General features: G+C 69.5%; 15 protein-coding genes. 6 read left to right on the forward strand and 9 right to left on the reverse strand.

Annotated elements, in window-relative coordinates:
* Positions 1-47: 47 nt before the first annotated feature.
* Together prfB and RIC11_RS17605 are read left to right on the forward strand one after the other, a co-directional pair.
* A protein-coding gene (gene prfB, locus RIC11_RS17600) for a peptide chain release factor 2 (protein ID WP_350213575.1) occupies positions 48-1,170 on the forward strand; the annotation gives its coding sequence in 2 pieces (ribosomal slippage) (positions 48-116 and positions 118-1,170; 1,122 coding nt in all).
* A 57-nt stretch (positions 1,171-1,227) separates the two neighbouring features.
* On the forward strand, positions 1,228-1,704 hold the full coding sequence (locus RIC11_RS17605) for a hypothetical protein (protein WP_350213576.1): 477 nt from the start codon (positions 1,228-1,230) through the stop codon (positions 1,702-1,704).
* Between the two features lie 217 nt (positions 1,705-1,921).
* Here the strand turns inward: RIC11_RS17605 and RIC11_RS17610 are convergent, their stop codons facing one another.
* The 5 genes from RIC11_RS17610 to RIC11_RS17630 form a co-directional block, all read right to left on the reverse strand.
* Complete coding sequence (locus RIC11_RS17610) at positions 1,922-3,508, reverse strand: amidophosphoribosyltransferase (protein ID WP_350213577.1); 1,587 nt, start codon at positions 3,506-3,508, stop codon at positions 1,922-1,924.
* 187 nt (positions 3,509-3,695) lie between these two features.
* A complete protein-coding gene (locus RIC11_RS17615) occupies positions 3,696-4,322 on the reverse strand; it encodes a 4'-phosphopantetheinyl transferase family protein (RefSeq protein WP_350213578.1) in 627 nt (208 codons plus the stop codon).
* Positions 4,323-4,395: 73 nt separating this feature from the next.
* On the reverse strand, positions 4,396-5,340 hold the full coding sequence (locus tag RIC11_RS17620) for a hydroxypyruvate isomerase family protein (protein WP_350213579.1): 945 nt from the start codon (positions 5,338-5,340) through the stop codon (positions 4,396-4,398).
* Between the two features lie 223 nt (positions 5,341-5,563).
* On the reverse strand, positions 5,564-6,574 hold the full coding sequence (locus RIC11_RS17625) for a transglutaminase-like domain-containing protein (RefSeq protein WP_350213580.1): 1,011 nt from the start codon (positions 6,572-6,574) through the stop codon (positions 5,564-5,566).
* A 187-nt stretch (positions 6,575-6,761) separates the two neighbouring features.
* Complete coding sequence (locus RIC11_RS17630) at positions 6,762-7,160, reverse strand: hypothetical protein (protein ID WP_350213581.1); 399 nt, start codon at positions 7,158-7,160, stop codon at positions 6,762-6,764.
* Positions 7,161-7,472: 312 nt separating this feature from the next.
* Here RIC11_RS17630 and RIC11_RS17635 point away from each other — a divergent pair, with 312 nt between their 5' ends.
* The 3 genes from RIC11_RS17635 to RIC11_RS17645 all read left to right on the forward strand — a co-directional run bounded on the left by RIC11_RS17635 (position 7,473) and on the right by RIC11_RS17645 (position 10,497).
* Positions 7,473-8,492, forward strand: coding sequence for a hypothetical protein (locus tag RIC11_RS17635; protein WP_350213582.1), 1,020 nt, complete (start codon positions 7,473-7,475; stop codon positions 8,490-8,492).
* Positions 8,493-8,533: 41 nt separating this feature from the next.
* Positions 8,534-9,424, forward strand: a complete 891-nt coding sequence (locus RIC11_RS17640) for an aminotransferase class IV (protein WP_350213583.1) — start codon at positions 8,534-8,536, stop codon at positions 9,422-9,424.
* A gap of 107 nt (positions 9,425-9,531) precedes the next feature.
* A complete protein-coding gene (locus RIC11_RS17645) occupies positions 9,532-10,497 on the forward strand; it encodes a hypothetical protein (RefSeq protein ID WP_350213584.1) in 966 nt (321 codons plus the stop codon).
* A 6-nt stretch (positions 10,498-10,503) separates the two neighbouring features.
* On the opposite strand, the gene RIC11_RS17650 is transcribed toward RIC11_RS17645, so the two are convergent.
* Entirely contained in the window at positions 10,504-12,501 is a 1,998-nt protein-coding gene (locus RIC11_RS17650; protein ID WP_350213585.1) for an ABC transporter ATP-binding protein, read from the reverse strand.
* A 341-nt stretch (positions 12,502-12,842) separates the two neighbouring features.
* On the opposite strand from RIC11_RS17650, the gene RIC11_RS17655 reads away from it, so the two are divergent.
* Positions 12,843-13,388, forward strand: a complete 546-nt coding sequence (locus RIC11_RS17655; RefSeq protein WP_350213586.1) for a hypothetical protein — start codon at positions 12,843-12,845, stop codon at positions 13,386-13,388.
* A gap of 238 nt (positions 13,389-13,626) precedes the next feature.
* On the opposite strand, the gene RIC11_RS17660 is transcribed toward RIC11_RS17655, so the two are convergent.
* The 3 genes from RIC11_RS17660 to RIC11_RS17670 form a co-directional block, all read right to left on the reverse strand.
* Complete coding sequence (locus RIC11_RS17660; RefSeq protein WP_350213587.1) at positions 13,627-14,187, reverse strand: AAA family ATPase; 561 nt, start codon at positions 14,185-14,187, stop codon at positions 13,627-13,629.
* 84 nt (positions 14,188-14,271) lie between these two features.
* Positions 14,272-15,543, reverse strand: a complete 1,272-nt coding sequence (locus RIC11_RS17665; protein WP_350213588.1) for a beta-ketoacyl-[acyl-carrier-protein] synthase family protein — start codon at positions 15,541-15,543, stop codon at positions 14,272-14,274.
* Positions 15,544-15,971: 428 nt separating this feature from the next.
* Positions 15,972-16,526, reverse strand: a complete 555-nt coding sequence (locus RIC11_RS17670; RefSeq protein ID WP_350213589.1) for a hotdog family protein — start codon at positions 16,524-16,526, stop codon at positions 15,972-15,974.
* Positions 16,527-16,757: the final 231 nt, after the last annotated feature.

Below are 16,757 nucleotides of genomic sequence, written 5' to 3' on the forward strand. Positions count from 1 at the left end.
AACTCTCCCTTCCACCAACGCCCTCCGCGACACCGACGCGTGACACGATGGACAAAGAATGGCACGATCGCGCCGAGGCGATCCGGGAGGCTCTGACGCAGCTCAGAGACTCTCTTTGACTACGCGGCCAAGAAAGAGCGGATCACCGAAATCGAGCGTGAGCAGGCCAACCCGGCGTTCTGGAACGACCAGGAGAAGGCCCAGGCGGTCATCGGCGAGCTGAAGGGCCTCACGGCCATCGTGGCGCCGCTCGACGAAGCGATCGAAGCGGCCGAGAACCTCGACGCCGCGTTCGAGATGGCCGAGGAGGACGCCGAGTTCGCCGCCGAGGCCCAAAAAGGGATCGCGCGCCTGGAGCAGATGCTCGACAAGCTCAAGCTCTCCGCGCTGCTCTCCGGCCCCAACGACTCCGCCGGCGCGATCGTCACGATCCACGCCCGCGACGGCGGCACCGACGCGAACGACTGGGCCGAGATGCTGCTGCGGATGTACCTGCAGTGGGCCGGGAAGCACGACTACTCGGCCGAGCTGCTCGACCGCTCGGACAACGAAGAAGCCGGCATCAACGACGCCACCGTCGTGATCCGCGGCCCGATGGCTTACGGCTACCTGCGCGGCGAGACCGGCATCCACCGCCTGGTGCGGATCAGCCCGTTCAACTCCGAGGGCAAGCGCCAGACGAGCTTCGCCGCGGTCGACGTGTCGCCCGAGATCAACGACTCGGTCAAGGTCGAGATCGACGAGGCCGACGTGCGCACCGACACCTACCGCGCGAGCGGCGCCGGCGGGCAGCACGTGAACAAGACCGATTCGGCCGTGCGGCTCACCCACCTGCCGACCGGCATCGTCGTGCAGTGCCAGAACGAGCGCTCCCAGCACAAGAACCGCGCCAGCGCTTGGAAGATGCTCCGCGCGAAGATCGCGCAGCGGGAAGAAGAGAAGCGAGAGCAGGAAGACGCCGCCGCCCGCGGCCAGCAGGCGAAGACCGGCTTCGGCAGCCAGATCCGCAACTACTTCCTGCACCCCGACCAGCGCGTGAAGGACACCCGCACGAAGTACTCGCAGGGCAACTTCCACGCGGTGATGGACGGCGAGATCCAGGGCTTCTTCGACTCGGTCCTCCGCTGGCGCGCGGGCCAGCCGATCGAGGACGATGGCGACGACGATTGACCCGGAGGCCGTGTTCGTGGGCCGGTGGGAACCACGGATAAACACGGATGAACACGGATGCCGAATGAGGGTCACGTCGGGGCGTCGGTCGCCAATGGCTCCGCCGAGCTGCGGCTCGTTTGGCGGGAGGACCGCTACGCGTTGGTCTTTACGCACGAAGGCGGCGAACTCCGATCGGTCCCCAGCGACCAGTTTGACACGCCGGTCTTCACCGACGCGCACCAACAAGGCGAGCTGCTCTTCGCGAGCGGCGCCGAGGGCGCCCGGCAGTGGTCGATGAGCGTCGAGCCTTACGAGGGCGGCTTCCTGCTCGACACTGCGTGCCGCGTGACCAAGCCGGTCGACCGCGCGGCGGCCTCCTGCTTCGACGGCGAAGGGTGGGGCGTGGGGTCGGTCGAGAGGGACGATCAACCACCGCGTATAAGTCGTGACGCTTCCGCGTCACGCTTGGAAGCCGTCCCCGACGAGCCATCGGCGCAGCCGTATACGGTCCGGTACCGCGTGCGGGTGGTGGCCGCAGCTGGGGAACGCTAATCGCCGCTAATTTACGCTAATCGGATTAGCGATGATCAGCGTGAATTAGTGTTCCCTCCTCGCCCGGCGAGAGTCTCGTAGGATGCTATCCGGCGAAGCCGAATCGCACCGCCTGCACTTCATTCTAAGAGGTGCGATTCCGCTGCGCGGGATAGCACCCTACGACTCCGCGGGATTGCACACGATTTCTCTGCGTCTTTGCGTCTCTGCGCGAGACCTACCCGACCCCCGCGCTCTCGTACGTGCGCGACGCTTCCGATCCGTTGCCGACCTGCCCCAGCGCGATCTGGTAGAGCCGCTGGCCCTCGTCGGTTGGGTAGTGGCCGGTCACGCACGCGCGGCAGAGGTCGCTGTCGGGTTTCTTGATCGCGTACGAGAGCGAGTCGACCGGCAGGTAACGCAGCGAGTCGGCGCCCAGCTCGCGGGCCATCGCCTCGTACGCGGCCTCGAGGTCCTGGCCGCCCGACACGAACGGCGGCGCGAACAGCTCCCCCACGGTCGACATGTCGATCCCATAGAAACACGGCGCGATGATCGGCGGGCACGCGACCCGCACGTGGATCTCCTTCACGTGGCCCACGTCGCGCAGGCGGCCGATCAGCGACCGCATCGTGGTGCTGCGGACGATCGAGTCTTCGACCAACAGCACCCGCTTCCCCTCCAGCACCTGCCGCAGCGGCGTGTACTTCGTGTTGACCTTCGCCAGGCGGGCGTCGCCCCCCTCGATGAACGTGCGGCCCGAGTAGCGGTTGCGCATGAGGCCCTCGACGCTCGGCACGCCCAGCTTGTAGGCCATCGCGTCGGCGGCCGCCTTGCTGGTGTCGGGCACCGGCACGACCACGGTGTTCTCGTCGATCGACAGCGGCTCGAGCCGCGCGAGCTCCTCGCCCAGCGCCTTGCGCGCGAGGTACACGCTCCGCTCGTCGAGCGTGCTCGCCACGTTTGCGAAGTAAACCCACTCGAAGAAGCAGTGGGCCGTTTTCGGGGAGGGGGCGTAGCGGTCGACCGACACGCGGCCGTCGACCACGGTCACGGCCTCGCCGGGGCCCAGCGCGTGGATGTTCTCCGGCGTGAAGCCGAGGTTCAACAGCGCGACGCTCTCGCTCGCGGCCGCGAACAGGTTGTCTTGAACGCCGTACGAGACCGGCTTCATGCCCAGCGGGTCGCGCGCGACGAGCATCTCGCCCAGCGCGTTGACCAGCGCGAGGCTGTACGCGCCGTCGAGCCGCTCGCCCAGGCCGCGCATCAGCTCGAGCATGGTGGGCCGCTGGTCGCCCGACGTCTGGCGGGCGATCTCGTGCATGAGGATCTCGGTGTCCGTGGCGAGCGACACGTGGTGCTCGTCCTCGGCGAGGATCTCGTCGCGGAGCTGCGGGTAGTTGGCGATCTGGCCGTTGAAGCCGAACGCGAACCACTTGCGCTTCTGCAGGTGGCGGTGCTCGAACGGCTGGGCGAAGTTGATGTCGTCCTTGCCGCAGGTCGCGTAGCGCACGTGGCCGATCGCCGCGCGGCCCGCGTAGCGCGACATCAGCGCCTCGGCCTTCCCCTGGTGGCTCAGCCGGAAGGCCTCGCTCACGCCGCCCAGCTCCTTGTAGGTCTCTAGCAGCCGGTCGCGCCCCGGTCGCCAGGTCGTCATGCCGGCCGAGAGCTGCCCGCGGTTCTGGATGTCCAGCAGCATCCGCGGCATCAGGCGCGACGCTTCTTCGGGGCCCTGGCGGGGGCACAGCGGGCTGGCCGCGCCCGGCAGGTGGTACAGCGCGGCCACGCCACACTCGTGCCGCGGCGCGTCGTCATCCAGAAGCATCACAGGGCCCGCACGCGGCGGCTCGCAGCAGAAAGAGAGGGGGCGAGGACCCCATTGTAGGCATTCGCACGGGCGATCCCAGCGGTTGGCGCCGCGCAATCCGCGCAGCGTTTTCAACACCGCCGGCGCCGGCCGCACAGCCCGGCACGCTTAACCAACGCGAACAGCCGATGCCCGATCGATCTCGCTACGGCTTTGCTGGCAACGCGATCGCCGCCGCAAAACCGGCGACCGCCAGCGGCGCTACGCGACACTCGGCCCACCCCAATTCGTTCGTCGGCAAGCCGGTCGCCAGGCCGCCACGCGGGTCGTCGGGCGTGCGGATCTTGGGGAGTGACTCCCCCACGCCGAGGCCGACGAGCTTCAGGGCCGCCTCTTTAGCGGTCCACGTGCGGTAGAACTCGGCGAGCGGGTCTTCGGCCGCCCGCACGCGGGCCGTTTCGTCCGGGTGGAACCACCGCTCGGCGAGCGCGTCGGCCGATTTGCGCGGCCGGAGCTGCTCGAGGTCCACGCCGACAGCGTGCCCGCTCGCCGCACAGAGGGCCAAGTCCCCAGAGTGGGCCAGGTTAAACTCGAGCGGCGCGTCGCCCAGCCGGGGCTTGCCGTTGGGGCCGTACTCGAAGCGGACCTCGCCGGCCGCGACGCCGAGCCGCTCCGCGAGCCAAAGCCGCAGACTCCCCCGCCCAACGACGAACCGTCGCCGCGCCGGCGAGTGGGTGAACGCGTCGGCCCGCCGCCGCTCGTCGGCCGACAACAGCCGGTACAGCTCGTCGACCGCGTTCGACGCGGCGCTAAGCGACCAAGTCGCAACCACCACCCCCGGCCAAGAGCCAGCTAGCGGCAAGGCCCAGGTGCATTCTCGTCCTCCGTCCCCCGTCCCCCGTCCCTTAACTGACAAAGTCGTCCACCTCGCGGTACGCGTTAATCAACGCGCGCTCCCCTTCCTCGCCCGGCTTGCTGACGCCGTGCTCCATGCCGATGATCCCTTCGAAGCCCTTCTCGTGGATGAATTTAAACACATTCTTGTAGTTGATTTCGCCCGTGCCCGGCTCCTTGCGGCCCGGGTTGTCGCCGGACTGGAAGTAACCGATCTCGTCCCACGCCATCTCGATGTTGGGGATCAGGTTGCCTTCCTGGATCTGTTGGTGGTAGATGTCGAAGAGGATCTTGCACGACGGGCTGTCCACCCCGCGGCAGACCTCGTACGCCTGGTGGGTTTCCCGGAGGTAGAGCCCCGGGTGGTTGGCCCACCAGTTGAGCGGCTCCAGGACCATCACCAAGTCGTGCGGCTCTAGGATCTCGGCGCAGCGTCGCAGCAGGTCGACCGTCTTGGCGGTTTGGAAGCCCTCTTCGAGGCGCTGGTTGTATTGGCCGGGGACGACGGTCATCCATTTCGCGCCGACACGCTTGGCCAGCTCGACCGAGCCCTTGATCTCTTCGACGGCCTCGTCGCGGAGCTTCTTGTTGCTGCCGGTGAAGGAGATCTTGCCGAACGACCCCAATCCGTAAGCGACGAACACCCCCATCCGGATCCCCAGCCGCTCCATCGCGGCGGCGATCTCGTCCTGCTGCTCGCGCGGCCGGCGCGGCATGGTGTTGTCTTCCCAGTCGCGGAAGCCGACCGACGCGGCGAACTCGAGCTGCTCCACTAGCCCGCCGCCGGCCAAGTTCTCCAGCATGCCGAAGTGCGGCGCGTAGTGCAGGTTGAACGGCTTGCCAGAGAATTCGCCGGACGATCCCTCGGCGGAGTCTTTGGCCAGGGCGGGCGTCGATAGGCTCGTAGCAGCCGCCGCGGCGGCCCCCGCGGCGGTGAAGAATTCGCGGCGTTTCATGAGGGAGAGTCTCAGAGCAAGGGAAGACGAGCAGATAGCTGGACCATCATAATCGCCCACGCGGATGAAACCGCCAAGACGCCAGGACGCCAAGAGCGCCAAGCTTCTTGCTCGAGCCGATGCCGCTAGCCACGGGCGAACGGCGCCTGGCGGCTCACGCCTCGATCGCCCGACGCCAGTGCGTACGGTTCAAGGTCGGTTCTGGACGGTCTTGAACCGGCCTTCAAGGAACCACTTCCCGCAGGTACTTCACGCTCGGCTTGCCGCTCCCCGGCACGGGGCGGCCGGTCAGGAAGTCGCTTGCGTAGCGCATCCGCTCGCGGGGCCGCTCGGGCATGCGGAAGTCGTCCCCCTTCTGGAGGATCGTGCGCGCCAGCGGCATCTCGCCGAACGCCCGCACTCCCGCGCTCTCGGCCGGCAGCCACACGCCCTCGCCGTCGGGGCGCTCCATATAGAACTCGGGGTAGCAGTGGTTTTGGACCCACACGAGCCGCGCGGGCACGCCCATCGCGCGGCAGATCGCGACGAACAACGCGCTGCGGCCGTGGCAGTCGGCCGACTCCTCGTCGAGCGTGGTGACCGCGCTGGTGTCGTCCCCCTCGAGGTACTCGATGTTGTCGAGCACCCAGTCGTACACGAACTCCACGCGCCGCCAATCGCTCGCGTCGGGGTGTTGTTCTTGGAGCTTCTCTTCGATGTCGCGCACCAGCCGCCGGATCTTCGGATGCTTCGACTCGATGAACGGGCTGGGGCCGACATACGAGCGCAGGTTGCGCGGCGTCCGTTCGGGTATACGCAGTTCGGCCTGTTCGCCCGGCGGGAGGGGCGCGGTCGGGCGGACCGTGACCTCATAGGTGACCGCCGCCCGGGCCGTGTCGCCCGACTCGAGGAACGGGATCGACACGAGCATCTGCTTGGCCGCGCCGCCGGCCAGCTCGCGGAAGTCGACCTTCGCCACGTGGCTCGTGAAGTCTTCTTCGAGCCGCTGCACCGACTGCTCGGGGCACTCGATCGGCACGGCCACTACCGCGTAGATGTCGCGGCACGCGCCGCGTTTGGCGGTGACCTCCACGCCCACGCGGAACTTGAGCGTGATCGGCTCGAGCGAGGCGGCTTCAGCGCCAGGGCTCGCACCGCCCGACGGCGCGTCGAGCAGCTGGGCCGCCGCGGGGGCCGTACAGAAAGCCGCGGCGGTTGCCGCCGTCACAAGCAGCCACGAGCGGATGGCGTGCAAACGACAAAGCTTCGGACGCATAACACCGGCGGGGGGGTCTGGGAGGCTCGCTATCTCCCCCAGTCTACGCCTGCGCCATCTGCTTGTCGCGCCGATAGCACGAAACAACCCCGCGGCGCCGTTCAGGACAGGCGGCTCCGCGGGGTTGTCGCGATTGACGGATTCTTCGTTTTCTAGGGACCAAACCTCACTGCGGACCGGGATCGCTCAGGCCGGCGCCCGCGTTGGGATCCATGATGTAGTCGCCGCCGTTGATGACCGGGGGCATCGCGTAGCCGCCGCTGCAGCTCTCGCAGCCAGGCGTCCAGCCGCTGTCGACGCCGCCCAGCGTGCCCGGGTAGCCGACGACCTGCCCGCCCGGATAAGCGCAGCCGGGGTCGGCCGCCGCGTAGCCACAGCCTGGGTCGTAGGCCATCGGCGCGACGGCGATCGGCTGCACCACCGGGGCCGGCGCGGCGACGGCGGCCGGGGCCCCGCAGCGCGCGCCGCGGCAGATCGTGTCACGCAGCCGCCGGAAGCAGCCGCAGCCGGTCGTGCTCGTGACGAGGGTCGTGACGACACACAGGGCGATAACGTTTCTTTTCATTTTGGCGTCCTTTCACACGGCGCGCTTGGCGACCCTCGGGTCGCCGAGCGCGCAAATAGGCCGACGGCTCGCCAAACGCGTGCGGCCACGGATCGGGGGGAGGGCGCCCGGCCCACGAAGCGCTGGGAGGATTGCGCGGCGGGTCGGCCGGGGGGCGGGATCGTTGAAGCTGCGAAACACTACCCCACGTTGCGTGGCGTGCAAACGAAACCGTTGATTTTTTGAAACATCGTCCGTCGCGCGTGTTGCGGCGCGTGTACGTTAACCCGTCCCGATGACCCTTCCACGCGTCCGCTCTGATCGCACGCGCCGATGAACCCCTTCGACTCCTCCCCTGTGGTCGCCCGGCCCTTCCTGATTGCTTGGCTGCTGGCGATCGGCGCCGCCGCGGCCGCGCAGCCGGTCCGGCCCGGCGACCGCGTGCTGCTGGTCAGCACCCGCCCGGTGGGATGCACGACCGACGCGGCGACCCTCGCGGCGGGCGTGCAAGCCGCCGAGTACGACGCCTGCTCGTGGCGCACCACGGGCTTCGATCCGCTGGTGGCGTCGCTCGATCCGTCGGCGCCGCTGATCGTCTACGTGCACGGCAACCAGATCGCCCCGCACGACGCCCGCCGCCGCGGCTTGCAGGTCTACCGGAGCCTGGTCCGCTGCGCGTCGGACGAGCGGCCGCTGCAGTTCGTGATCTTCTCTTGGAACTCCACGAAGGTCCCCGGCCTGCTCCGCGACTACCGCGTCAAGGCCGAGCGCACCAAGCCCGTCGCCTGGCAGCTCGCTTGGGTGATCGGCCGCTTCCCCGAGGGGGCGCGGGTCGGCATGCTCGGCTACAGCTACGGCGCCCGCGTCACGAGCGGCGCGGCCCACCTGCTGGCCGGCGGCTCGCTCGACTGTCTGCGCTACGAGGGCGAGGGCTGCTTGCCGTGCCGGCTCGCATCGGTGCGCGGCGTGTTCCTCGCCGCCGCTTACGACGCGTGCTGGAACTCTCGCCGCAGCTACCACGGCCGCGCGCTCGACACGCTCGACGACCTGCTCGTCACCACCAACCCGCGCGACCCCGCGATGCGGTTCTACGACTTGCTGCGGCGCGGCACGGACCCCGACGCGACCGGCGAGCGCGGCCCACGCGGCCTCGACTCCGAGCAGGCCTCGCGGGTATGCCTGTGGAACGCCAGCCGGTCGGTCGGCCGGAGCCACGACCTCGAAGAGTACCTGTGCGTGCCGGGCCTCATGCAGGCCGCGTGGCGCCGGCTGGCGTTCGCCGACCAGCCCGCGGCCGCCACGCAGCCGACGCTCGCTTCGGCCACACAGCCGACACTCGCCACGCGCCAGTAGGCGGGTTCGGGCGGAACCACCCCCTCCCCGGGCCGCCGCCCATGGCACGCACCGCGTACTTCAACGGCGAGTGGATCGACCAAGGGCGGCTGGCGATCCCGGTCGGCGACCCCGGCTTCGCGCTCGGCGTGACCGTGACCGAACGTTTGCGGACGTTCAACGGCGTGGTGTGGCGCCGGGCGGAGCACGTCGCGCGGCTGCGCCGTTCTTGCGAGATCGTCGGCATCCCAACGGCGGTCGCCGAGGAGCTCGACGCGGCGATCAGCGAGTACGCAGCCCGCCACCCGCCCGAGAGCCCGCCCGGCCAGCCGCCCCACGACCTGGCGATCGTCGCGTTCGCCACCCCCGGCGCGAGCGACCAGCCGACCCGCTGCGTGCATGGCTTCCCGCTGCCGTTCAAGAGTTGGGCGCGGCAGTACGACGACGGCGTCGCGCTCCGCACGAGCTCCCACCGCCAGGTCCCGGCCGAGTGCTGGCCCGCTGAGCTGAAGTGCCGCAGCCGCATGCATTATTACCTCGCCGACCGCGAGGCGGCCGCGGCCGAGCCCGGCGCGAGGGCGCTGCTGCTCGACCGGGAGGGATTCGTCGGCGAGGCCTCCACGGCGAACGTGGTGCTCTACAACCACCGCGAAGGCATCGTGTCGCCGCGGATGGAGAAGGTGCTCCCCGGCGTGAGTGTGGCGGTCGTGCGTGAGCTGGCCGCCGCCGAGGGAGTCGCGTTCACCGAGCGCGACCTGACCGTCGCCGAACTGGCCGCGGCCGACGAGGTGTGGCTCGCCAGCACGTCGGTCTGCCTGCTCCCGGTGGTGCGGCTCGACGGACGGCCGATCGGCGCAGGCAAACCGGGCGCGGCGTTCGGGCGGTTCCTGGCCGCATGGAGCCGCCTGGTCGGCCTAGAAATCGCCGAGCAAGCGCGGCGTTGCGGCGATTGAGGAACTTCGGCGGCAAGGTCGCCCGGTCGCTGACGAAGTCCGAACGCCCCATTCGCTCGTTTCTCTGGCCCTTCGAAACTCCCTTGCTCCGACGGCGACCTTGGCTATTGGCGCTCGCGATCCTGTCGGCCTGCGGTGTGGTTGCCGTCGTGTGGCTGGCCGCTATTGATCCGCGGGCGACGGTCAAGAAAACCGGCGCCCCGGCGAGTTTTTCCGACTTAGCGGCGGATCCGATACCGGACGAAAAGAACGCCGCGGCCGCGCTGGACTCCGCCCTTCCGCTGCTCGAAAAGCAGTCGGTGCGGGTCGCCGATCTGCTCGGAGAACTCGGCGGCGCCCCGCTCGACCCGTCGCAGCTCGAAGAAGCCCGCGCACTACTCGCCAAAGAAGCAGCGGCTCTCGAAGCAGTCCTCGGCGCATCCCGACGCGCGGACTACGCGACGCTGCTGACCGCCGACGAGATGGCCGACATGCAGCGTGTGCTCGACTCCGCCTCGTACGCGAGGCCAGCGATGCGTCTGCTGTCGCTCGCGAGCCGCACCCGCTTGGCCGAGGGGGAAGTCCAAGCCGCTGTCGACACAACGATCGCCGCGCTGCGGCTCTACAATCTCTTCGCTCGCGAGCCGTTTCTCATCGGACGACTCCTTGCGAACGCGATGCAACGCAGCGCCGTAGGAAACGCCGCTGTGCTCGCGGCCAGTGGTAAGCTCTCGCACGCGCAGGCTGAGCAACTAACCAAAGCCGTTCTTCCGCTTGCCGACCGCAGCTCGATGGCCGACGCACTGCGATCGGAGCGCGTCATGGCGCTTTATCAACTCTCCACTTGGCCGCTCCCGACCCGCGTGTGGGAGCGTGGCCCGCTGCTCCGGCGGTTTGAAGAAGCGATCGACCTAGCCGAGCAACCGCTCGACGAGGTCGTCGCAGCGATCCAGAAGCCTCCGGCCGCGACTCGCGGCATGTTGGGCCGTCTGACCGATCCCGCGCTGAAGTCGTTCTTCGAAGCAGAGATTCAGACCGCGACGCAAGCCGAAGCCGTTATCGAAAAACTCCGCGACGCCGACCCGGGCGGCTGACGCTCGTCACGCGGTCTCGAGCAGCGGCGAGCAGCACAGCCTGCGGAACATCTCGCAGCGGCCTTCTAGCTCGTCGGCCGTGCCCACGTCGAGGATGCGGCCGTGGTCCATCACCACGATCCGGTCGGCCAGCACCAGCGTGCTCGGCCGGTGGGTGATCAAGAGCGTGGTGCGGTCGCGTGTGAAGTCGGCGAGCGTTTGGTGGATGTGCTGCTCGCTCTCGATGTCGATCTGGCTGGTGGCCTCGTCGAGGATCAGCACCTCCGGGTCGCGGAGGATCGCCCGCGCCAGCGCGATCCGCTGCCGCTGGCCCCCCGACAACCGGCCGCCGCCGGGGCCCACCATCGTCTCGTAGCCGTCGGACAAGCGCTGGGTGATGAACGTGTGCGCGTGGGCCGCTTTGGCGGCCGCCTCGACCTCGGCGCGGCTGGCGCCGGGGCGGCCGTACGCGATGTTCTCGGCCACCGTGTCCGACAGCAGCTGCGCCTGCTGCGACACCACGCCGACGCGGCGGCGCAGGTCGCGCAGCCGGACGTCGCGCAGGTCGGTGTCGTCGATCAGCACGCGGCCGGCCGACGGGTCGTACAGCCGCGGCGGCAACGCGAGCAGCGTGCTCTTGCCGCAGCCGTTGGGGCCCACGAACGCGACCGTCTCGCCGCGGCGGATCTCTAGGTCGATCCCCTCGAGCGTGAGCTGGTCCGGCGTGTACTGGAACGACACGTTCTCGAAGCGGATCGTCCGCCACGTGTCGGGGATCGCCCTGGCGTGCGGCGCGTCGACGATCGTCGGCTCGCGGTCGAGCACCGCGAAGACCCGCTCGCTCGAAGCCGACGCCCGCTGGATCACGTTGAACACGCCCGACAGCCGCCGGGCCGGGTCGCCCATGCCCGCGAGCATGGCGAAGAACGCCGTCATCTGGCCGTGCGTGAGCGGCGTGTCGCTGATCGGCACGCCGAACAGGTCGAGCTCGCGGTTAAGCACGAGGTAACCCCCGGCGGTCGCCGCCAGCACCACCATGCCCACGCCCAGGTTCTCGGTGAGCGGGCTCGACAGCGAGTCGTAGAAGGCGATCTTCATCTGCCGGTTGTACAACTGGCTCAGCCCCCGCCCGAAGCGGGCGCGCTCGGTGCGCTCGCGGGTGAACGAGCGGATCACCCGGATCGAGCCGAGGGTCTCCGCGAGCGACTCGTACACGCCCGACATCTCTTCCATCGCGCGGCGGTTGGCGCGCTTGAGCGACTTGCCGAGCCAGTTGATCGCGATCACGGCGATCGGCACGATCGCGATCGTGAGAAAGAGCAAGCGCCAGCTGAAGTAGGCGGCGCCGATGAAGCACGCGACCATCTTCAGCGGCTCGAGGATCGCCTGGCCGAAGAGCGTCTGCACCCCCGCGCCGACCGACGAGATGTCGGTCGTGCAGCGGTTCATCAGGTCGCCCCGGCCGCGGTCGCTGAACTCGCCGAGGTCCAAGCGCAGCAGGTGTCGGAAGTAGTCGCGCCGGATGTCCATCGCCACGCTCGCGCCGAGCTTCGCCACGGCGACCGTGTTCAGCACGCGGAATACGTTCTTCACCAGCGTGCCGGCCAGCACGAACAGGCACACGGCGGCCAGGGTCTCGAACGGCGTGTCCGGCAGCCACCGCTCCGCCAGCGGCAGCACGTCGGCGATCCGCTTGTTCTTCTCCGCCATCCGCTGCTCGCGCAGGCGGGCCTCGGCGATGGTTTGCTGCAAGCGGAGCTTGGCGTCGGCGTCCGCGTCGGGCAGGAGCCGCTGCGCAGCGGCCCGCTCGGCCCGGTACTCGGCGATGGCCTGTTCGCCGGCCGCGACCTCCCGCTCGAGCCAGCTCGGGATCGAGTCGCCCTTCATCACCGCGTCGACCACCGGCCACATCACGGCCAGGTTGGTCGCCCAGAACACCGCGACAAACACCGACGTCACCCAGCACGCAGCGATCGCGCCCGGGTAACGGGCCGCCATACGCAAGGCGCGGCCGAATTGGTTCATGGGTCGTCCGTGACGGGGGCGTGGCGCCGGTCCGTCGCGCCGGGGAGGTCCATCACCCTTAGCGCGAACAGCAGTTGGGCAGGCGTTCTATCAACGATCGGCGAAGGGAACAACGGCGGCGCCGCGCGCGCGCCGCCGGCCGAGTCCCAACTGATTTCGGCGCCGCCCGCTTGGCTCGTCCGCCGCGGGCCGGGGCTCGTCCCTTTGTGTCAATTATCCCACCTGTGCCGCCGATACCTTGCCTCAGACGCCCCGCGCCCGCGCCGGGGGCCCATGGAGGGTCCCCGGGAGCACCAGGACCGGCGCGGCGACCCAGCGGGGCGGATTGGGGGGGAATACCGATGAAAACACGCTTTGCCGCGTTTGCGGCTGCGCTGGCGCTTGCGAGCGTCGGCTGCAATGCTGTCATGCCCGGCGCCGGCTGCGGCGAGGGGGTCGTTTGCGGCACGCCGATGCCGAGCCACGTGGCGGCCTCGCAGATGGCGCCGCGCCCCGGTGGCCCGTTCGGCCACCGCCCGGCCGGGCTGTTCCCGCCGGTTGGCTGCGACGAGGTCGAGGCCTGCATGCAGAACGCGGCCGGGTGCCAGCACGGCTACGGCCTCTGCCACGCCACGGGCCAGGCGATCGCCAACTGCCCCGGCTACGGCGAAGCCGGCCTCCAGGCCGACATCCACAACGTGCTCGACCCGGCTTGCCATCCCGGCTGTGGCCCGGGCGGCTGTGGCCCCGGCGGCTTCGGCCACGGCGGAGGCCTGTCGCGCCACAGCGACGCGAACTACAACTTCACGCCCGGCCCGCCGACCGGCCAGGTCGCGTACCCGTACTACACGACCCGCGGCCCGCGCGACTTCCTGATGGCCAACCCGCCGTCGATCGGGCCTCGCTGACGCGAGAGGCGAGAGGCGGGAGGCTGGAGGCCGGAGGCCGGAGGGTTGGTCAGCCGATCCCGGCGCCGGGCCGAGCCCACGACGCAAGTCGTGCCGGATCGGACCAACGAAACGCGCAGCCGTCGGCGACGCAGGGAAGCGGCGCCGGCGGCTTTTTGCTGCGCTGGCGCTTAACGCTAGGCGCTAGATGCTGGGCGCTAGTTGCTGGGCGCTCGGTTGCCTCGCCGAGCCGCGACCGTCAGGGAGCGTCCAACTCGCTCAACAATCGATCCGCCTGGCGACCACTCGTGAGGCGGCGCGAACTCAGGTGCGCGTACGCAGGGTCCGCCAAGTCCTCGCCGACGGTGCTTCGCACGCCCGCGTGCGAAGTGACAACCCACCGCAGGATCGAGTCGCGCGTTGCGAAGGCGTTGTAGAGCGTCTCTCGGTTGTTGCCGCAGACGTTCTGCCGGGTCACGCTCCGGAAGATCGTCCGCAGCAGCACGCGGCGAAAACAAGTCGACAGCGGCATGTCGAGCCAGACGAGCGTCGTCGCCCGCCGCCAAACCAGGTCGCGTAGGTGGCGGTAGTTGCCGTCGAGCAACCAGCGCTCGCCGGCAACGATACGCTCCACATCACGCCGCAGCTCGGCCGCGGGGCGGAGCTCCCAATTCGGGCCGAAGGCCAAGTCGTCCAGCCGCACGTGCTCGCAGCCGAGCCGGCCCGCCAGCCGCTCCGACAGCGTGCTCTTGCCGCTCCCGCTGCACCCCACCACGGCGACGCGGCGCCAGTCACCGCTCGCGGCGGAGTCTCGAACCATGGGCGGCGCGATCGGTGTTGGTCGCTCCCTCACGGTCGCGGCTCGGCAAGCCCGACCGCCTACAGCCCTCAGCCTACAGCCTACTCACAGCCTGCCAGCAACGAGTGTCACGTTCTGTCCGCCGAAGCCGAAGCTGTTCGACGCGACCGTCGTGCAGGCCTTCTCGCGCGGCTCGTTGGGGATGTAGTCCAGGTCGCAGTCCGGGTCGGGCGTCTCGTAGTTGATGGTCGGGGGCAGCACGCCCTCGGCCAAGACCTTCAGGCAGATGATCAGCTCGGTGGCGCCCGCCGCGGCGATCAGGTGGCCCATCATGCTCTTGGTGCTGCTGACGGGCGTCTTGTAAGCGGCGTCGCCCAGCGCCTGTTTGATCGCCAGCGACTCGACGCGGTCGTTGACGCTGGTGCTGGTGCCGTGGGCGTTGATGTAGTCGATCTCGTCGGGGTTCTTGCCGGCGTCGGCCAGGGCGAGCTTCAGGCAGGCCGTGGCGCCGCGGCCCTCGGGGTGCGTGTCGGTGATGCGGAACGCGTCGGCCGTGGCGCCGTAGCCGAGCAGCTCTCCGAAGATCGGCGCGCCGCGTTTCTTGGCGTGCTCGTACTCCTCGAGCACGACCATCGCGGCCCCCTCGCCGAGGACGAAGCCGTCGCGACCCTTGTCGAACGGGCGGCTGGCCCGCTCGGGCTCGTCGTTGCGTTCGCTCAGCGCGGTGAGCAGGTTGAAACCGGTGACGCCGAACGGGTGGATCATGCTGTGGCAGCCGCCGGAGAGCATCACGTCGGCGTCGCCGCGGCGGATGATCTCGGTCGCCTCGCCGATGGCCTGGCTGCTCGCCGCGCAGGCGGTCAGGCAGTTGCTGTTGGGCCCCTCGGCGCCCATCATCGCGGCCAAGTAGGCCGAGGGCATGTTGGGCTCTTGCTCCAATTCTAATTGTGGGTCGAGCTGCTTCACCCCCTCCTCAACGAAGCGCTTCACGTCGAGCTCGCCGTTTTCCATCGCGAGGGTCATCATCCGCGCGAAGGAGTCGAAGTCTTGCTGGCCCTCGCCGGCGCCCAGGTACACGCCCATCCGCTCGGCCGGCGCGGCGCCCATCACGCCCGACTGCCCCAGCGCCTGCCGCGCGGCGCCGGCCGCGAACCGAGTGTGCCGCCCGCGCCGCTCCCACTCGGTCGGGTCCTCGCCGACCTGGGCGATCGACCAATCGCGGACCTCGGCGGAGATCTTGGTCGGGAAGCTGCTCGCGTCGAACAGCGTGGTGGGGCGCACCGCGCTCTTGCAAGCGAGCAGGTTCGCCCACAACTCGTCGACCGTGTGCCCCAACGGGGTGACACAACCCATTCCGGTGATGACAACGCGACGCATTGGGGGAGGCTGTAGGCTGGAGGCTGGAGGCCGTAGGAAGCGCCGGGGGCGGCGCCTGGGCGTGAGGGCTGGGCAGTACTGGGATCGGCTGACCGGCGGCCGCGAAGCGGTCGGCGAGCGTCCTCCAGCCTACCGCCTCCGGCCTGCAGCCTGAACACGGCTGTAGGCTGGAGGCCGGAGGAAGCGCCGGGTGCGGCGCCTGGGCGTGAGGGCTGGGCAGTACTGGGATCGGCTGACCGGCGGCCGCGAAGCGGTTGCTTAGCTTCCTACAGCCTACGGCCTGTAGCCTCAAGCCTCCCGGCGCAGCCGGGGCCCCGCTCACACAGTGCGTGTTGAACCGGCCGCCGACGACCGCCCGGCGGCCGCGCAGCGGTCGCCCAGGCGTCCTCCAGCCTACGGCCTCCGGCCTCCAGCCTGGTAGGCGCAGCCTACCCCAACACCGGCAACCCGTAGTCCTCGGGCTTCATCCGGCTGCCGTCGGCCCGCACGCCGACGCGGAACACGCCGGTCGTGTGCAGCCACCGCACCAGGTCCTCCGGGTCGAACAGGCGGCTCGGCAGGCCGGCGGCTTGCTGGGCCTCGGGGTCGCCGCTGGAGAGCCGCGCGAAGAAAATCTCGGCGGTCGCCTGCTCGCGCTCCCCCTCGGCGCCGCGGGCGGTGCCGACCACGGTGCACTGCGCGCCGGCGTCCATCCGGCGGCCGATCTCGGCGCGGTACTCGATCGACTCACCCGGCCGCACGAGCGTGTTGAACGAAAGCTTGGTGAACTTCGCTAGCACGACCAGCTCTCTGAAGCCGTAGACCTCGCTGAGCAACAGGCCGGCCGTTTGGGCCATCCCCTCGGCCACGAGCGAGTTCGGCAACGCCGGGTAAATGTCCCAGTGCCCGTGGATGAACTCGTCCGAGAGCGACACCCCCTTCACCCCCACCGCGTGCGACCCGGCGACGTACTCCGTGAATCGATCGACCCAGAACCAACGCATTGGGGGAGGCTGTAGGCTGGAGGCGGGAGGCTGTAGGAAGCGCTGGAGGCGGGAGGCTGTAGGAAGCGCCGGAGGCGGTGCTTGCGGCGGCGATGGTTAAGAGAGGCTAACTAGCTTTGCCAGCCGCCGCGTGTCGCGCGGCGAGGTTTCGCCGTAGGCGAGCCGAGACCGCCTAGCAACGCAGCCCGTGAATCGATCGACCCAGAACCAACGCATTGGGGGAGGCTGTAG

This window comes from Botrimarina sp., assembly GCF_040219535.1.
Classification (GTDB): Bacteria; Planctomycetota; Planctomycetia; order Pirellulales; family Lacipirellulaceae; genus Botrimarina.

What these genes read in the sequence shown, in the direction of transcription:
- RIC11_RS17635 (WP_350213582.1), top strand. Translation starts at nt 7,473, where the DNA reads ATGAACCCCTTCGACTCCTCCCCTGTGGTCGCCCGGCCCTTCCTGATT.
- RIC11_RS17610 (WP_350213577.1), bottom strand. Translation starts at nt 3,508, where the DNA reads ATGCTTCTGGATGACGACGCGCCGCGGCACGAGTGTGGCGTGGCCGCG.
- RIC11_RS17630 (WP_350213581.1), bottom strand. Translation starts at nt 7,160, where the DNA reads ATGAAAAGAAACGTTATCGCCCTGTGTGTCGTCACGACCCTCGTCACG.
- RIC11_RS17665 (WP_350213588.1), bottom strand. Translation starts at nt 15,543, where the DNA reads ATGCGTCGCGTTGTCATCACCGGAATGGGTTGTGTCACCCCGTTGGGG.
- RIC11_RS17605 (WP_350213576.1), top strand. Translation starts at nt 1,228, where the DNA reads ATGCCGAATGAGGGTCACGTCGGGGCGTCGGTCGCCAATGGCTCCGCC.
- RIC11_RS17655 (WP_350213586.1), top strand. Translation starts at nt 12,843, where the DNA reads ATGAAAACACGCTTTGCCGCGTTTGCGGCTGCGCTGGCGCTTGCGAGC.
- RIC11_RS17620 (WP_350213579.1), bottom strand. Translation starts at nt 5,340, where the DNA reads ATGAAACGCCGCGAATTCTTCACCGCCGCGGGGGCCGCCGCGGCGGCT.
- RIC11_RS17650 (WP_350213585.1), bottom strand. Translation starts at nt 12,501, where the DNA reads ATGAACCAATTCGGCCGCGCCTTGCGTATGGCGGCCCGTTACCCGGGC.
- RIC11_RS17670 (WP_350213589.1), bottom strand. Translation starts at nt 16,526, where the DNA reads ATGCGTTGGTTCTGGGTCGATCGATTCACGGAGTACGTCGCCGGGTCG.
- RIC11_RS17660 (WP_350213587.1), bottom strand. Translation starts at nt 14,187, where the DNA reads ATGGTTCGAGACTCCGCCGCGAGCGGTGACTGGCGCCGCGTCGCCGTG.
- RIC11_RS17640 (WP_350213583.1), top strand. Translation starts at nt 8,534, where the DNA reads ATGGCACGCACCGCGTACTTCAACGGCGAGTGGATCGACCAAGGGCGG.